A 14,619-nucleotide genomic window follows, 5' to 3' on the forward strand; every position below is an offset into this window, starting at 1 on the left:
CTCCAGTGTTGGGAAGCAATAGCGGCATGTGCCACCTCACGAACGTCAGGCATGCGCATGCCCCGCGCTGCGCACAGCACGTGCAGCGGAAGGCCGACGGACGCGGGTTACGGCGTGTCCAGACGGTCCAGACGATCCAGGGCACGCAACAGGGGTGCTTCGCTGGAACCGAGTACGGCGCTGAGTTGCTGCTCCATACGCAGCACTTCGGCTTCGGCAGCGGTCAATAGCGCGGCACCGGCTGCAGTCAGCGAGAGATGTTGCATGCGCCGGTCCTGCCGCCCACGTACCTGCCGCAGCAGGCGGCGTTTGACCAGCCTGGCCACCACGATTGCCAGATTCGGCGGCGACACGTGCAGCACATCGCCGATCTGGCGCTGATTGATACCCGGGTTGCCATCCACCAGCATCAGCAGCGAGAAGTCGACCGGCTTGAGCTCGAATGCTGCCACGCACTCCTGGAACATCCGCCGCACCATCAACTCGGTGCGGGTGATGCGATACCCCAGCAACCGTAGCAGACGCGCCTGATCCACCGTGGTGACAGCATCGGGCAAGGGCGCAGCAAGGGCGGTGACGGGCATGGCGGTTCTCGCGACAAAGGCAGCGGACGGACCGGTACGCACGATGCGCCCCATCCGCAACGCCGATTTCCGGCGTGCATCGCATTGTAGACGCGGCCAAGCCCGGCGATGTGGACATCCACGCCGCCGATGCATGCGCTGTCCGCGTGTCCACCACACCGCCCTTCCGCGCACGCGCCTTGCAACGGCGGCGTCGCGCGGCGGCTGAGGTGGGACGGCGGTGATCCGGGCAGGACTGGGACATGGTTCCGGTCGGCAAGTGATTGCGTTCCAGAATAGTTATAGATCATAACTACATTGCCAAGCTGCAGCGCAGCATGGTCGCGCTCGCTCGCTGGGGGCGCTCTGCGGACTGACGGCGGCGGCGGCAAGCAAGTCGCAACGCGTGCAGCTGTCTTATTTGTCTAGGGTGGTGTCACGGCGGCCGGCGTGCACGGCGCAAGGCATGCCACCGCTGCGGCGCCTGTCAGCCCCTCGCCTACGCCGCCCGCTTACGGCAGCCAGAGTTTTTCGAGATCGCGGAAGCCCCACTCGCTGGGGCTTTCCATCTGCGCGATGCGGTCCTGGCAGTCCGGGCGCGACAGGTCGATGTCCTGCACCAGCACGTGGCTGCGCAACTTGGCCGAATAGAACACGCGCACCTTGGGCTTGAGCAGCGAATCGGGCGTCTGTTCGATCACCACCGCGAGTTTTTGCGACTCCAGCCGCACCAACGAGCCGACCGGATAAATGCCAAGCCGACGTACGAAAGCCTGGAAAATCGTCGGATCGAAATGGCCCTTCCACGACGCCATCTGCTTGAGCGATTCGGCCGGATCCCAGCCGCGTTTGTAAGGGCGGTCCGAGCTGATGGCGTCGTAGACATCGCACACCGCCCCCATCCGCGACATCAACGAAATATGTTCGCCCACCAATTGATTCGGGTAGCCGCTGCCATCCATTTTTTCGTGGTGATGCAGCGCGATTTCCAGCACCACCGCGTTCTGCACGCCGCCGGCCACCAGCAGCCGATGGCCATCCAGCGGATGCTGGCGCATGACGTCCATTTCTTCGCTGGTGAGCCGGCCAGGCTTGTTGAGAATCTCCAACGGCGTCACCGCCTTGCCCATGTCGTGCAGCAGGCCGCCCATTGCCGCTTCCACCACTTGCGCCTCCGGCAGACCGAGCTGGCGGGCCAGCCCGCTCATCAGGCCGGCCACCGCCATCGAATGCAGATAGGTGTAATCGTCGGCAGTCTTCAGACGCGCCACGCTGATCAATGCCTGCGGATGCCGCAGCACCGAGTCGTTGATGGCTTCCACCAGCGGCAAGGCCGCCTCGGTGTCGACCGTGCGCCCCAGCCGCACATCGCGGAACATCGCCTCGACCATGTCGCGGCCGTCTTCGAAAATGCGGCGTGCGCGCACGACCTCGGCTTCGATGCCGACCTGCGCGGTGACGCTGTTGGTGCGCACGCTACGCGGCTTGGCAGCAGGCTCCGGCGGTTCGGGCGCGGGGGGGGCCGGAGCAGGCTCGGGGCTCGACGGCACGCCCGGTTCGGCGTGCGTGACAGCGCTTGCGGGCATTTCCACATCCAGCCCGCGCGCGGTATCGATCACCAGCTGTTCGATGCCGCTGTCGTGGATCTTGTCCACATCGTCGGAATCGACCAGGAACGACGTCTTCCAGAACGGATGATGCACCCACGCGCCCAGCAGCTTGTAGACATACATGCCGGGGCGGAGTTGATCTGAGTCGATGGTTCTGAGCATGCCGGCGCTGGTCTGCACAATGTCCAGGGAAAGTTCGCCACGCCTTGGCGGTCTGCGGTGTTATCGGCACATGGCACGATTTCTTTGGCCCGCGGCCAGGTCGACGAAAGGCCCGGGCGTGATGCCGAACGCGGCTGTGAGCGGGCCGCTCAGCGCTTGGGCAGCCGCATCCCCAGCACGGCGACGATGGCGAACAGCAACGGCACGCTGCAGGCCAGATACAACATGGCCGGCGACCATCCGGCGTCCAGCAGCACCCCGGCGCAGAACGGCGACAAGATCGCACCGAAGCGCCCCACACCGATCGCCCAACCCAGCGCCGTCGAGCGCACCGCTGCGTTGAAGACGATCGGAACAATGGCGTACATGCCGCCCACCGCAGCGAACATCGCTGCCCCGGTGAGCAAGGCGACGGCGAACGCCCAGTTCAACTGCGTACTGCACAGGCCGGAGGCCAGCATCGCCAGGCCCATCAGCAACAGGGATCCGATCGTCAGGCGCGACAGCCGCATGCACGATGCCAACGCACTGAACAGCAGGCCGCCGCCGATGCCTCCAAGATTCAACAGCACCCCGCCCGTGACGCCATCCGTGGCCGACGAGCCGGCGGTCACCAGCAACTTCGGCGTCCAGCTGATCACGAAGTAGAACGTAAACATCAGCGAGAAAAAGCCAAGCGCGATCAGCAGCGTGTGCCGCCGCATGGCAGCGTCAAACAGGGCCGAATAGCCTTGTGCCTGCGTGGCAGACTGCGGCGGTAGCGGCGGCAATGCGTCGTGCGGCGGCATTCCCATCCGCGCCAGCACGGCGTTGAAGCGCGCGACGGCATCGGGGGGCCGGCGCATGATCAGGAACTCCAGCGACTCGGGCAGGAATGCAAGCACCAACGGCACACACAGCAACGATGCCACCGCCCCGAGTACGAACACCGCGGGCCACGACCACTGCTGCATCAACAGTTCGGCAATCATGCCACCCAGCGTGGCACCGACCGGGTAGCCGGTCACCTGCAGCACGATGGCAGTGTTGCGCCAACGGGGGCTGGAAAACTCCCCTGCCGTGACCGCAACGCAGGCCAACATACCGCCGATACCCAAACCGGTCAGGAGCCGAAGCGCCCCGAGCTGCCATGCAGTGCTGGCCATTGCGGACATGCCCATGCCGACGGTCAGGATGGCCAGACATGCTAGCGTCAGCGCGCGACGGCCGATGCGGTCTGCCAGCGGCGCCAACCCCAGTGCGCCAAGCGCCATGCCGATCAGGCCCGCGCTGAACAGCATGCCCAGCAGCTTGCCCGACAACTGCCAGTCCGCCGACACGTGCGGTGCGGTGAACGCCATCGCCATCACGTCGAAGCCGTCGAGCATCGTCAGCAACACGCACACCGCGACGGCCCTCCACTGAAACGGCGTCATGCGTTCCAGCATGAAATGCCCAAACGATGCAGTGTGCTGAGGCATTGGCATGTCCTGTGGTGAGAGAGGGTTGGTTCGAAGGCGCTGCAGTGGCCGTTGAACGGCGCAGTGTGCGAGACCGGCTACGCGGCGGAGCAGCGATGCGTGCAATCACCGATGCGCAGTGGCTTGCGACCGCCTGCACACGCTAGCCCATTGCACAGCCGGTTCAAGACCGATGACCGCAGCGCTGTGCGCTTATCGGAAATGCGCCGCTGCGCTTGGCCAGCGCGGCGATGTCTTCGGATGCACCGCGTGACCTGCTGTCCACGGCTTTTAGATATCTACCGGCACGACACAATTCATTGAACGTCGACCTACCCGGCCACGTCTGCCAACGACCTCGCACGCATTGCATCCGTGCGTTGGTTACTGCAGCGCGGTGCGCTGCCGCAGCGACAACCGCAGCGCAGGTATCATCCGCAGCGTGCCCGCAGCTGGCGGCACGCGGACTTGCCGGAGATGCCATGACCCCGATTCGCCCCTTCCTGGACCACAGCCCGCAGCTGGGCGCGCGCGTCTACATCGACCCGGCCTGCACCATCATCGGCAAGGTGAGCCTGGGCGATGATGTCTCGGTCTGGCCGGGCACCGTGATTCGCGGCGACGTCAATCATGTGCAGATCGGCGCGCGCACCAATGTGCAGGACGGCACCATCATTCACGTGAGCCACCACAGCCCGTTCAACAAGGCTGGCTACCCCACCGTGATCGGCGAGGACGTCACCGTGGGCCACGGCACCATCCTGCATGCCTGCACCATCGAAGACTTGTGCCTGATCGGCATGGGCGCGTGCGTGCTCGATGGCGCCACCGTCAAGCGCTATGGCTTTGTCGGCGCCGGCGCGGTAGTTGGCCCGGGCAAAGTGGTCGGCGAAGCCGAGTTGTGGCTGGGCAATCCCGCACGCCTGGCGCGCACGCTCAGCGACAAGGAAATCGAAAGCCTGCATTACTCCGCGCAACATTATGTGCGGCTCAAGGATCAGTACCTGGGCGTGCCCAGCGGCAGCTGACCGCCGTCATGGTGCGCGCCGCCGCTCAGGGCTGGGTGGCGCGCTCCAGCGCTGTAAGCATGGATAGCGCCTGCTCACGCGAGGTTCCGCACATCTGCGGCGACGGCCGCAGGTTGCCGCACACCGCCGGACGCAGCGGCGAACCGAACAACCGGCAGCCCAACTGCGCGTCCAGCTGCACGCACGCCACGCCGGCCGGCTTGCCGTTGGGCATGCCAGGAATCGGCGAACTGATCGAAGGCGCGATACAGCAGGCAGCGCAGCCCGGGCGGCAGGAAAGTGGCGAAGACATGGCGCTAGTGTAGCGGCGCAGCGGGTTGTCTCGCCCGAGGTCAGCGCCGCCGTGCACAACACCGCGTGCTAACGTGTCCAGCCACCGGAACGCACCTGCGACGGTTGCAGCAGCAACAGTCGCGACGCGGTCTAATTGCCAGCCACGCTCGCTGATCAGCCGTTGAATTCGCCATGCCCGAGTACCGCTCCAAGACCTCCACCCACGGCCGCAACATGGCCGGCGCCCGCGCCCTGTGGCGTGCCACCGGCATGCGCGATGGCGATTTCCACAAGCCCATCATCGCCATCGCCAACTCGTTCACGCAGTTCGTGCCCGGGCATGTGCACCTGAAGGATCTTGGTCAGCTGGTCGCCCGCGAGATCGAACGCGTTGGCGGCGTGGCCAAGGAGTTCGACACCATCGCCGTGGACGACGGCATTGCGATGGGCCACGACGGCATGCTGTATTCGTTGCCCAGCCGCGAGATCATCGCCGATTCGGTCGAATACATGGTCAATGCGCATTGCGCCGATGCGCTGGTGTGCATTTCCAACTGCGACAAGATCACCCCCGGCATGTTGATGGCCGCGCTGCGGCTCAACATCCCCACCGTGTTCGTCTCCGGCGGGCCGATGGAAGCTGGCAAGACCAAGTTGTCCGAACACAAGCTCGATCTGATCGATGCGATGGTGATCGCCGCCGACGACAGCGCTTCCGATGAAAAGGTGGCCGAATTCGAGCGTAGCGCCTGCCCCACCTGCGGCTCGTGCTCGGGCATGTTCACCGCCAACTCGATGAACTGCCTGACCGAAGCGCTGGGCCTGTCGCTGCCGGGCAACGGCACGGTTGTCGCCACGCACGCGGACCGCGAACAACTGTTTCTGCGCGCCGGCCGCGTGGCGGTGGAGCTGTGCCACCGCTGGTACGGCGGCGAAGACCCCACTGCCCTGCCGCGCGGCATCGCCACCTTCGAAGCGTTCGAAAACGCGATGACGCTGGACATCGCGATGGGTGGCTCGACCAACACCATCCTGCATCTGCTCGCTGCCGCGCAGGAAGGCGACGTGCCGTTCGGCATGCAGGATATCGACCGCCTGTCCAAGCGCGTGCCGCAGCTGTGCAAGGTCGCGCCGAACACGCCCAAATACCACATCGAAGACGTGCATCGCGCCGGCGGCATCATGGCCATTCTCGGCGAACTCGCACGCGGCGGCCTGCTGCATACCAATGCTGCCACCGTGCACGCACGCACGCTGGCCGATGCCATCGCGCAATGGGATGTCACCCAGAACGACGATGAAACAGTGCACACGTTCTACAAGGCCGGCCCGGCCGGCATTCCCACGCAGATCGCCTTCAGCCAGGCGACGCGTTGGGACAGCCTGGATACCGACCGCCGCGACGGCTGCATCCGCGATGTCGCGCATGCGTTCTCGCAGGAGGGCGGCCTGGCCGTGCTGTACGGCAATATCGCCCGCGACGGCTGCGTGGTGAAAACCGCAGGCGTGGACGAATCCATCCACGTGTTCGAAGGCACCGCGCGCGTGTTCGAGAGCCAGGATTCGGCGGTCAAGGGCATCCTCGCCGACGAAGTGAAAGCCGGCGATGTCGTGGTGATCCGCTACGAGGGCCCCAAGGGCGGCCCCGGCATGCAGGAAATGCTTTACCCCACCAGTTACCTGAAATCCAAGGGCCTGGGCAAACAATGCGCCCTGCTCACCGACGGCCGCTTCTCCGGCGGCACCTCGGGATTATCGATCGGCCACGCATCGCCCGAAGCGGCAGCAGGCGGCGCCATCGGCCTGGTGCGCGACGGCGACAAGATCCTGATCGACATTCCCAATCGTGGAATCAATCTGCTGATTTCCGACGAAGCACTTGCCACCCGCCGCGCCGAGCAGGAAGCCAACGGCTGGAAGCCGGTCGAAGTGCGCCCGCGCAAGGTCACCACTGCGTTGAAAGCGTATGCGTTGCTGGCCACCAGTGCGGATAAGGGTGCGGTGCGGGATAAGGCGTTGCTGGACGGCTGAGGCCAGCGGTATGCGGTATGCGGTATGCGGTGGCGAGCTGGCTTCGGATGGCCAGCGCAATGCAACGCATTCGGTGGGACATGATGATTCAACTTGGTCATCCCAACTTGCTTGCAGTACAACGCTGAGTCACTGCAAGCCAATGCGGCGATTGGCCGTCCTCATCGCACGCTCTGGTGTATCAGAACGCGTGATTTTAGTGGCGTGGTAGCAAGCATCCGATCACTGCGTCGCTGCCCTCGCGTTACGCCTCGCCACCAAGACGGCTGAGCCCGTCCAGCGGACTACGCACCGCCGATGCACTGCGTCCCAGCACATGCGTATAGATCTGTGTGGTTGCCAGGTCCTTGTGGCCGAGCAGTTCCTGCACGGTGCGGATATCGTGGCCGGCTTCCAGCAAATGTGTTGCGAATGAATGCCGCAACGTGTGGCAGGTTGCAGGCTTGGCAATGCCAGCCTGTCGCCGTGCCGCCTGCGCCGCACGCTGCAGGACTTCTTCCGATATGTGATGCCGACTAACGCGCCCACTGCGCGGATCCACAGGGCGACGTGCGGCGGGAAACAGATACTGCCAGCCGGGCTTGACATCGGCATTGGGATACTTACGCGCCAGCGCGTGTGGCAGGAACACCCGCCCTGCCCCCTCGGCGAGATCAGCGGCGTGCAACAGCAACGCCCGTTCGCGCTGCTGCATCAATTCCCCACGCAGACTGTGCGGCAGCGGCACCCGCCGATCCTTGCCCCCTTTGCCGTCGCGCACCACAATCTCGCCGCGAGCTACATCCACGTCCTTGATGCGCAAGCGCAGGCATTCCAGCAGCCGCATCCCGCTGCCGTACAGCAGCCCCGCCATCAGCCGGCAAGACCCCTCCAGCATCGTCAGCAAACGCGCGACTTCCTCGGCCGAGAGCACCACGGGAATGCGCCGCGGCCGCTTGGCGCGCACCAGATTCTCCATCAAGGGCAACTTTACGCCCAGAACCTCGCGATACAGGAACAGCAGTGCCGCCAGCGCCTGATTCTGCGTGCCGGCCGACACCTGGCCCCGCGTCGCCAGTTCGGTGAGAAACGCCTCTACTTCTACTAGCCCCATCTGTCCTGGATGCCGTTTGCCGTTGGCCAGAATGAAGCGTCGGATCCATCCCACATACGCCTGCTCAGTCCGCAGACTGTAATGGCGAAGCCGCAGCCGACCACGGACCTGATCCAGCAGCTTCGGGGTCAGGCGCGTCGTTACGCCTGCATCGTCACGGGTGTAACTCATACGCCTGCTCGAACATTGGATAACGCAAGCAGCATCGATGCCGAGACTATTGGTCGCCATCCGGCAAGTCATTGTTACGGAATCGGAATTCCCCCTTCACAGATATCAGGGCTTAGTCGATACTTCGCGCAACACCGCTTTTAGGCGGTCCAATAGAAGTTAGGCGCGCATGACCAGCTCCCACAAGTATTTGACCGGCTTGGATATGACCAAGCTTCCAACAGAGGCGGGGCCGGTACTTATTGCGCTCGGTCAGTCACAGAACGGTGAGCCGGTGGATCAGCTCTGTGTCGTTTGCGGCGGGCAGATTTCCGTAGAGCCGCAGACCCTTCGCAATGAGTCAAGGCCCTGTGCCTGGGTAATTTCTTGCCCCTGCGGTAAGTGCAACAATACTTTCCGTGGACTGTAGTCATTTCAAACAGACGGCAGCTCATACGGCGTCGCAGCGCGCCTAACATTTCATTCAAGCCGACGCCGCTTCGCGGCGCGACTTAACTCAGGCGTTAGGCATTGGAACAAACATGAGCGCATCTCCAGAGAAGCTCTATGAGCGTCTGACCTACTGCATCGACTTCGGCGAGACCATGCTCACCAGCGATGGGGAGTTTCATCCATTCGGCGCGACGCTTGGCCTTGACGGTAATGTGACGGCTGCCGGCGGTTACAACGGCGAGGAGAATCCAGCCGCACAAGACATCTATCGTCTTCTCGGAGAGGCTTTCACTTCCAGCGCCACCGAGGGCTCGATTGCCGCAGCCGCACTAGCAGCAAATGTAGATATCCCGCTTGAGTACGAGCCGCCTGCTCCTGACGGTATACGCGTTCTACTTGAGAGCAGGGGCTTCTCTAGGTTCGTATACATTCCGTATGTCAATAAACGGCATGGTCTCTTCACCGAGTCAAACTCCATCACCTTGTTTGAGCCAATCGCTGTAGAGGTTGGCCCTAGCATCTTCAAAGCTGCGGCCAATGCCTAACAATTCATTCAAGCCGAACCCGCTTCGCGGATCGGCTTAATTTCAGACAGTTAGGCCCCGGAAATGGATCTCTCGCAGCTTGAACTTCACGATGCGCAGCTACTCGCTGTGCACCTCGATCCAGCCGCGCGAGTTGCAGAAGTGCATCTGGCGTACTACCCGGATGAAGAGGTGCGGGAGCGTGTCCGTGCCGTGCTTCGGTTCACGGGAGTGAGCCACTTCAACCAGCTCGCGGATTTCGGGCAACTCGAGGACCACGCAGGCGCGGGCAACGTGAGCTATTGGGTGAGCGGGGAAACGCCAGGCGTCAGTTACATTTACCTAGTCCGTGGGCTCATTGCCGTAACAGCGGCGTCGGTAGAACTTGTCGCCGGGGCCTAACAATCGTCCAAGCCGACGCCGCTTCGCGGCGCGGCTTAACTCAGGTGTTGGGCCCCTTAGGAGAGAATGTGGCCGAGCTAGTAACAGACTGCCCGCGGTGCGGGGCTGCGAAGACGACCTTCGACCTTCTTGATTCAACAGTCGTCCGTAACAATTATGGGTGGCAGAACTGCCACGAAGCCTTCTGCGTTTGCCGTCACTGCAGTCGTTCAACAGTGTTCGTGCTCACAGACGAGGGCATACGCGAGGCCGAGTACATTGCCCAAAAGGGACTAAGTAATCTACCCGGTTCGGCCAACAAACTTGTGCGTGTCGACGGCTACATCACAGCCAAAGATCGGGATGCAGCTCCACCACCAGAGCATCTGCCTCCAGACATTCATTCAGCTTTCGTGGAAGGCGCGACCTGCTTGGCCGTTAATTGTAACAATGCGGCTGGAACCATGTTCCGGCTTTGTGTCGATAGAGCCACGCGCGCACTGCTTCCAGCGGAAGATGTAGACGGATTAAATTCGAAGATTAGGCGAAACCTTGGTTTCCGCTTGCCCTGGCTAATTGACACTGGCCGCTTGCCCGAAGGCCTGCGCGACTTGTCTACTTGCATCAAGGACGATGGCAACGACGGGGCGCATGACGGAACGCTTGCAAAGCAAGATGCGGAAGACCTATTTGACTTCACGTTTGCGCTGCTAGAGCGGCTTTTCACCGAGCCGGCGCGGCTGAGAATCGCCAATGAGCGGCGTTTGGCGCGGCGCGAGAGGCCCAACTAGTCGTCCAAGCCGACGCCGCTGCGTGGCTCGGCTTAACTCCGGCGTTAGGCAGTGGTAGAGCAAATCAGTCGGTGGCTTCGGCTTCGGTTGGTTCGCTGGCATGCAGGCAGTCGGCTCCGGGCGGTCGTAATCAGCGTTGCTGGTTGCTGCAAGTTTAGTGCTTCGCCCTCGTACGTCACTTCCGCGCTGCGCTCGTTGCACTTGGCCTCGGTAGCAGTCCGCATCGGCGCGTCGCTGGGCAAGCTCCATTCCGCAAGCTGTGGCACACTCGGTCCAGGCGGCAGTGCTGGGGAGCATGGTTGCACCATCCAACCTTCGCGACCACTCACCGCCTAACAACTCATTCAAGCCGAAGTTGCTTCGCAATTCGGCTTAATTCAAGCGTTAGGCCGACATGCAAGATCACGACCCGGCTGCAGATTCTCTGCCCCCTTGACTCATCTCTATCCAGCAAAGATGCCATGTCTTCTGATCGTTTCGACCCAAGCCGCACCCTTCCTGCAGAATCGGAAGGCATCGCGCGCCAGCGCATACGCATCACCTTCCGGATGCTCGGCTCGCTCCTGCTGGGCGGAGTGGCGATCATGGGTTCGGTACTGGTCTTTCGGCAAGGCCTGCTACCACTGATCGATACGGTGTTCCAGCCTGGACCCGCATGGCTCAGCGTGTTCAGACGTGCCGGCATCATCCTTGTGGCCATCCTGGGCTACTGGGCCTATGTGCACTGGCATGAAAGGCGCAAAGCGACCGAGCTGCAGCTGCAGCTGCAGCCGGTTCCCCTGATACTTGGCGGTGTAGGCGGCGCCGCTCTGGTAGCGTTGCCGATCGCCATGCTGTTCGCGTTCGGCGCCTACGAATTGGTGCTGTTTCGCGGCGCCTCGCCGGCTCTGCTGGGCGTGGCAGCCTTCATTGTAATTGCGGCCACCCTAGAAGAGCTGGTCCACCGGTGCCTGCTGTTTCGTCTGCTGGAGCGGGCTTGGGGAACAGTGGTGGCATTGGCGGTGCAAGCGGTGCTGTTCGCCCTGCCGCATTTGGAGAACGTGGCGCACGGTGGACCCGGCGATATCGTAGCCATGCTGATTTCAGTGACAGTGCTGGGCCTGCTATGGGGCGGGCTGTTCGTCCTGACGCGCAACCTGTGGGTGGTGGCCGCCAATCACGCAGCATGGAACTTCACCATCTTTCTCAGTGGCGTGCCGCTTTCCGGCATCGAGGACTGGCGCGCCGTAGCGCCGCTCGAAAGCCGCTATGCCGGGCCCGACTGGCTGACCGGCGGAATGTTCGGTCCGGAAAGTTCGCTGCTGGTGATCGTGTCAGCCACAGTCGTGGTTGTGCTGTTGCTGCGCGCGGCACGACGGCGTGGCGCCTTCCTCAAGCCGGCGGCCTAACAATTCGTTCAAGGCGACGTGCGTACCTCACGCGCCTTAACTCTGGCGTTAGCCTTGGTGGAGCAAGTCAGTTGGTGGGCCGGCTTCGGTATGTTCACTAACATGCACACGGTCGGCTCCGGGCAGTCGTCATCACCGTTGCTGGTTGCGGTAAGTTCGGTGCTTCGCGCTAGTACGTCATTGGCGCGCTGTGCTAGTTGCGCTTGGCTTCGGTGGCCACTCGCGCCGGGGTGTCGCTGGGCAAGCTCCATCCCGCAAGCTGTGGCAAACTCGGTCCAGGCGGAAGTGCTGGGGAGCCGGATTGCATCATCCAACCTTCGCGGTCACTCACTGCCTAACAGCTCATTCAAGCCGAAGTTGCTTCTCAACTCGGCTTAATTCAAGCGTTAGCGCCCACATGAATCATCTCGAGCAGCTGGTGGCAGAGTGGTACGAGTATCGCGGGTACTTCGTCCGCCGCAACGTGCAGGTTGGGAAACGCGACAAGGGTGGCTACGACTGCGAGCTTGACGTGGTCGCCTTCCACCCAGAGAAACAACATTTGGTGCATGTGGAGCCGTCCATGGACGCTCACACTTGGGCCAAACGCGAGGAGCGCTTTGCCAAAAAGTTCTTGGCAGGCCGCTGCCATATCCCCGCTCTCTTCCAAGGCATCGTGCTCCCGTCAGAGATTGAGCAAATTGCGCTGCTCGGTTTTGCCAGCAATGCCAACGTCAAGTCGCTGGCCGGTGGCCGGATCATGACCACGGCAGAATTATTCGCTGAGATCGTCGCTGGCATTTCTGGCAAGCGCGTGGCAAAAGCCGCAATTCCAGAGCAATATCCACTTCTGCGCACCATCCAGTTCGCATGTGAGCATCGGCATGCTGCGGGTTGGCGCTAACAATTCATTCAAGCCGAACCCGCTTCGCGGGTCGGCTTTAACTCAGGTGTTAGGCGACACAAACATGGACTCGCACGCGATCAAGGACTGGGCAACCGCGTACATCGCCCTCCAGCAGGACAGCGATCGCTCCCTTAATGGCCACCCCCTTTTCTGGGCAGCGGAACGCTTCATGCTTCCCGGAGATTCTGCAAGCGCCGAGGATTGTTGGGCTGCAATCCTGGAGGTCTTGTCGCGCAATCCGCCGGAATCAGTTGTTGGCGTACTCGCGGCTGGACCGCTTGAGGACCTTATTGATAGATCTGGCCCCGAATTTATTGAGCGCATTGAGCTTCAGGCTCGTCGTGATCCGGCATTCCGTCATCTGCTCGGAGGCGTATGGACCAGCAGCACGCCAAGCATTTGGGCTCGCGTTGAGGCTGCTCGGGGTGTCGCGTGGTAGTGTCGCCTAACAATTCATTCAAGCCGACGCGGCTTAATTCAAGAGTTAGGCCGCTCAGGCACATCCATGCAAACGTTCAAGTCTTGGCGTCCGATCGAACACGTCCCTCAGTATCTTTCGGGTGTTTTTATCCTCCAGCACTTCGCCGGCTCCATGACCGTTGTGTGTGATGGAGACTTTGGCAATGGTCAGTTGCTTGTCTTGCGCTTCGAGGGTTTCAGGGCCGTGGCAACGCACGAGGAGTTCGACCATCAGTGGCCGGGCGAATCGGGTGTTCCGAAGCTACCAAAGTCACCCGGCGGCAACTGGACGTTCCCTTTCTTGCAAGTCGAGAACTCGGAGTGGGCGGCGGACTCTGTGCAGGCGGTTACCTTCGGACGGACGCCTTGCCACTACTCCATAGTCTCAGGAAGCGACATCGTCGATATCCTTTCTTTGGAACCACCTGACGTGTCCTGGACTTCCGTTGAGTCAGTAGAATTGGTCATGCAGGCCGCAGCCAACCTAGGTGCGGCCTAACAATTCATTCAAGCCGACGCCGCTTCGCGGCGCGGCTTAGCTCAGGCGTCAGGCGGATGAGCAAAGACAATCGCAACTGAGACTCTTCATGGACAACTATCAGCTTGTTACATCGCCCCTATGCCGCTCCGTCACGACCGATGGCCGCACTGTTCGCCTAGAGATCTATCGCGGACCCGACACCGACTGGACCCTTGAGGCTGTTGATGAGTTCAACAACTCCACCGTCTGGGATGACCTATTCGCAACGGACCAGGCCGCACTCGACGAGGCGTTGCGCACTATTCGGGATGAGGGAATTGACTCCCTCATTGGTCTGCCCAGCGGCGTCCATTAATGGATCAGCCTCCTAACAATTCATTCAAGCCGAAGTTGCTTCGCAACTTGGCTTAATTCCAGCGTTAGGGGGCAGTTGTGGATTCGTCGCTATGGAACCTTCTCCACGACGGAAGCATTGAGCGCGTAGATGGCTCCGTGCCTGGTGACGTCTCTTTGCTCGTGTCCATCGGCTACCTTCGCAACCGTTTTCCCGGCGAGGGCACCGGTTTCGTCGTGCTCCTTTCGGGCTGCACGCACTTCACGTTCCACCCATACGATGAGCCCGTGCTTTTGGACTTGGCGGCAATTGCGGCGTTAGAGCCAGAGATTCTCAGCGCTAAGGCAGGCGATCCGCTTGAGATTTGCTGTGTCATGGGCACGCTGTCGGTCCGTTACAAAAGTTGTGCCCTATCCTTGGACAACGGCCCTCCGGTCGCGCTGTCAGAGCTTGACGCGGCATCAGAGGCTTACTGGAGGGAGTGGTCCGAGCGTAGCCGTGCTGCCCCCTAACAATTCATTCAAGCCGAAACCGCCGCGCGGCTCGGCTTAATTCAGGCGTTAGACCGCACAA

General features: G+C 62.0%; 15 protein-coding genes and 1 pseudogene. 11 read left to right on the forward strand and 5 right to left on the reverse strand.

Annotated elements, in window-relative coordinates; genetic code table 11:
* Positions 1–107: 107 nt before the first annotated feature.
* The 3 genes from M0D43_RS09550 to M0D43_RS09560 all read right to left on the reverse strand — a co-directional run bounded on the left by M0D43_RS09550 (position 108) and on the right by M0D43_RS09560 (position 3,795).
* On the reverse strand, positions 108–638 hold the full coding sequence (locus M0D43_RS09550) for a MarR family winged helix-turn-helix transcriptional regulator (RefSeq protein ID WP_101363047.1): 531 nt from the start codon (positions 636–638) through the stop codon (positions 108–110).
* A gap of 437 nt (positions 639–1,075) precedes the next feature.
* Positions 1,076–2,335 carry an HD-GYP domain-containing protein gene (locus M0D43_RS09555; protein WP_260808167.1) on the reverse strand — a complete coding sequence of 420 codons (1,260 nt, stop codon included), beginning with the start codon at positions 2,333–2,335 and terminating at the stop codon, positions 1,076–1,078.
* A gap of 149 nt (positions 2,336–2,484) precedes the next feature.
* Positions 2,485–3,795, reverse strand: a complete 1,311-nt coding sequence (locus M0D43_RS09560; protein WP_252164432.1) for an MFS transporter — start codon at positions 3,793–3,795, stop codon at positions 2,485–2,487.
* Between the two features lie 240 nt (positions 3,796–4,035).
* Here M0D43_RS09560 and M0D43_RS09565 point away from each other — a divergent pair.
* Both M0D43_RS09565 and M0D43_RS09570 read left to right on the forward strand, forming a co-directional pair.
* A pseudogene (locus M0D43_RS09565) lies at positions 4,036–4,260 on the forward strand (hypothetical protein).
* Positions 4,257–4,802, forward strand: coding sequence for a gamma carbonic anhydrase family protein (locus M0D43_RS09570; RefSeq protein WP_252164433.1), 546 nt, complete (start codon positions 4,257–4,259; stop codon positions 4,800–4,802). The pseudogene M0D43_RS09565 and the gene M0D43_RS09570 overlap by 4 nt, the downstream one beginning before the upstream one ends.
* Positions 4,803–4,827: 25 nt before the next feature.
* Here the strand turns inward: M0D43_RS09570 and M0D43_RS09575 are convergent, their stop codons facing one another.
* On the reverse strand, positions 4,828–5,094 hold the full coding sequence (locus M0D43_RS09575) for a YkgJ family cysteine cluster protein (protein WP_101363050.1): 267 nt from the start codon (positions 5,092–5,094) through the stop codon (positions 4,828–4,830).
* A 173-nt stretch (positions 5,095–5,267) separates the two neighbouring features.
* Here M0D43_RS09575 and ilvD point away from each other — a divergent pair, with 173 nt between their 5' ends.
* Positions 5,268–7,106, forward strand: coding sequence for a dihydroxy-acid dehydratase (gene ilvD / locus M0D43_RS09580; RefSeq protein ID WP_252164434.1), 1,839 nt, complete (start codon positions 5,268–5,270; stop codon positions 7,104–7,106).
* Positions 7,107–7,350: 244 nt separating this feature from the next.
* Here ilvD and M0D43_RS09585 read toward each other — a convergent pair whose 3' ends face one another.
* On the reverse strand, positions 7,351–8,370 hold the full coding sequence (locus M0D43_RS09585) for an integron integrase (protein WP_252164435.1): 1,020 nt from the start codon (positions 8,368–8,370) through the stop codon (positions 7,351–7,353).
* Positions 8,371–8,891: 521 nt separating this feature from the next.
* On the opposite strand from M0D43_RS09585, the gene M0D43_RS09590 reads away from it, so the two are divergent.
* The 8 genes from M0D43_RS09590 to M0D43_RS09620 all read left to right on the forward strand — a co-directional run bounded on the left by M0D43_RS09590 (position 8,892) and on the right by M0D43_RS09620 (position 14,067).
* Positions 8,892–9,347, forward strand: coding sequence for a hypothetical protein (locus M0D43_RS09590; RefSeq protein WP_252164436.1), 456 nt, complete (start codon positions 8,892–8,894; stop codon positions 9,345–9,347).
* Between the two features lie 63 nt (positions 9,348–9,410).
* Complete coding sequence (locus M0D43_RS09595; protein ID WP_252164437.1) at positions 9,411–9,728, forward strand: hypothetical protein; 318 nt, start codon at positions 9,411–9,413, stop codon at positions 9,726–9,728.
* Between the two features lie 392 nt (positions 9,729–10,120).
* Positions 10,121–10,498, forward strand: coding sequence for a DUF4145 domain-containing protein (locus tag M0D43_RS09600; protein WP_260808257.1), 378 nt, complete (start codon positions 10,121–10,123; stop codon positions 10,496–10,498).
* Positions 10,499–10,959: 461 nt separating this feature from the next.
* On the forward strand, positions 10,960–11,886 hold the full coding sequence (locus tag M0D43_RS09605) for a CPBP family intramembrane glutamic endopeptidase (protein WP_252164438.1): 927 nt from the start codon (positions 10,960–10,962) through the stop codon (positions 11,884–11,886).
* Between the two features lie 397 nt (positions 11,887–12,283).
* Positions 12,284–12,769: a hypothetical protein gene (locus M0D43_RS09610; protein ID WP_252164439.1), complete on the forward strand. Its 486-nt coding sequence runs from the start codon at positions 12,284–12,286 to the stop codon at positions 12,767–12,769.
* A 172-nt stretch (positions 12,770–12,941) separates the two neighbouring features.
* Positions 12,942–13,211 (forward strand): DUF6869 domain-containing protein, encoded by a 270-nt coding sequence (locus M0D43_RS22165; RefSeq protein WP_425510673.1) that lies wholly within the window; start codon positions 12,942–12,944, stop codon positions 13,209–13,211.
* 66 nt (positions 13,212–13,277) lie between these two features.
* On the forward strand, positions 13,278–13,730 hold the full coding sequence (locus M0D43_RS09615; RefSeq protein ID WP_252164440.1) for a hypothetical protein: 453 nt from the start codon (positions 13,278–13,280) through the stop codon (positions 13,728–13,730).
* A gap of 88 nt (positions 13,731–13,818) precedes the next feature.
* A complete protein-coding gene (locus M0D43_RS09620) occupies positions 13,819–14,067 on the forward strand; it encodes a hypothetical protein (RefSeq protein WP_252164441.1) in 249 nt (82 codons plus the stop codon).
* The last annotated feature ends 552 nt before the right edge of the window (positions 14,068–14,619 follow it).

The sequence above is a fragment of the Xanthomonas prunicola genome (assembly GCF_025266575.1).
GTDB lineage: Bacteria > Pseudomonadota > Gammaproteobacteria > Xanthomonadales > Xanthomonadaceae > Xanthomonas > Xanthomonas prunicola.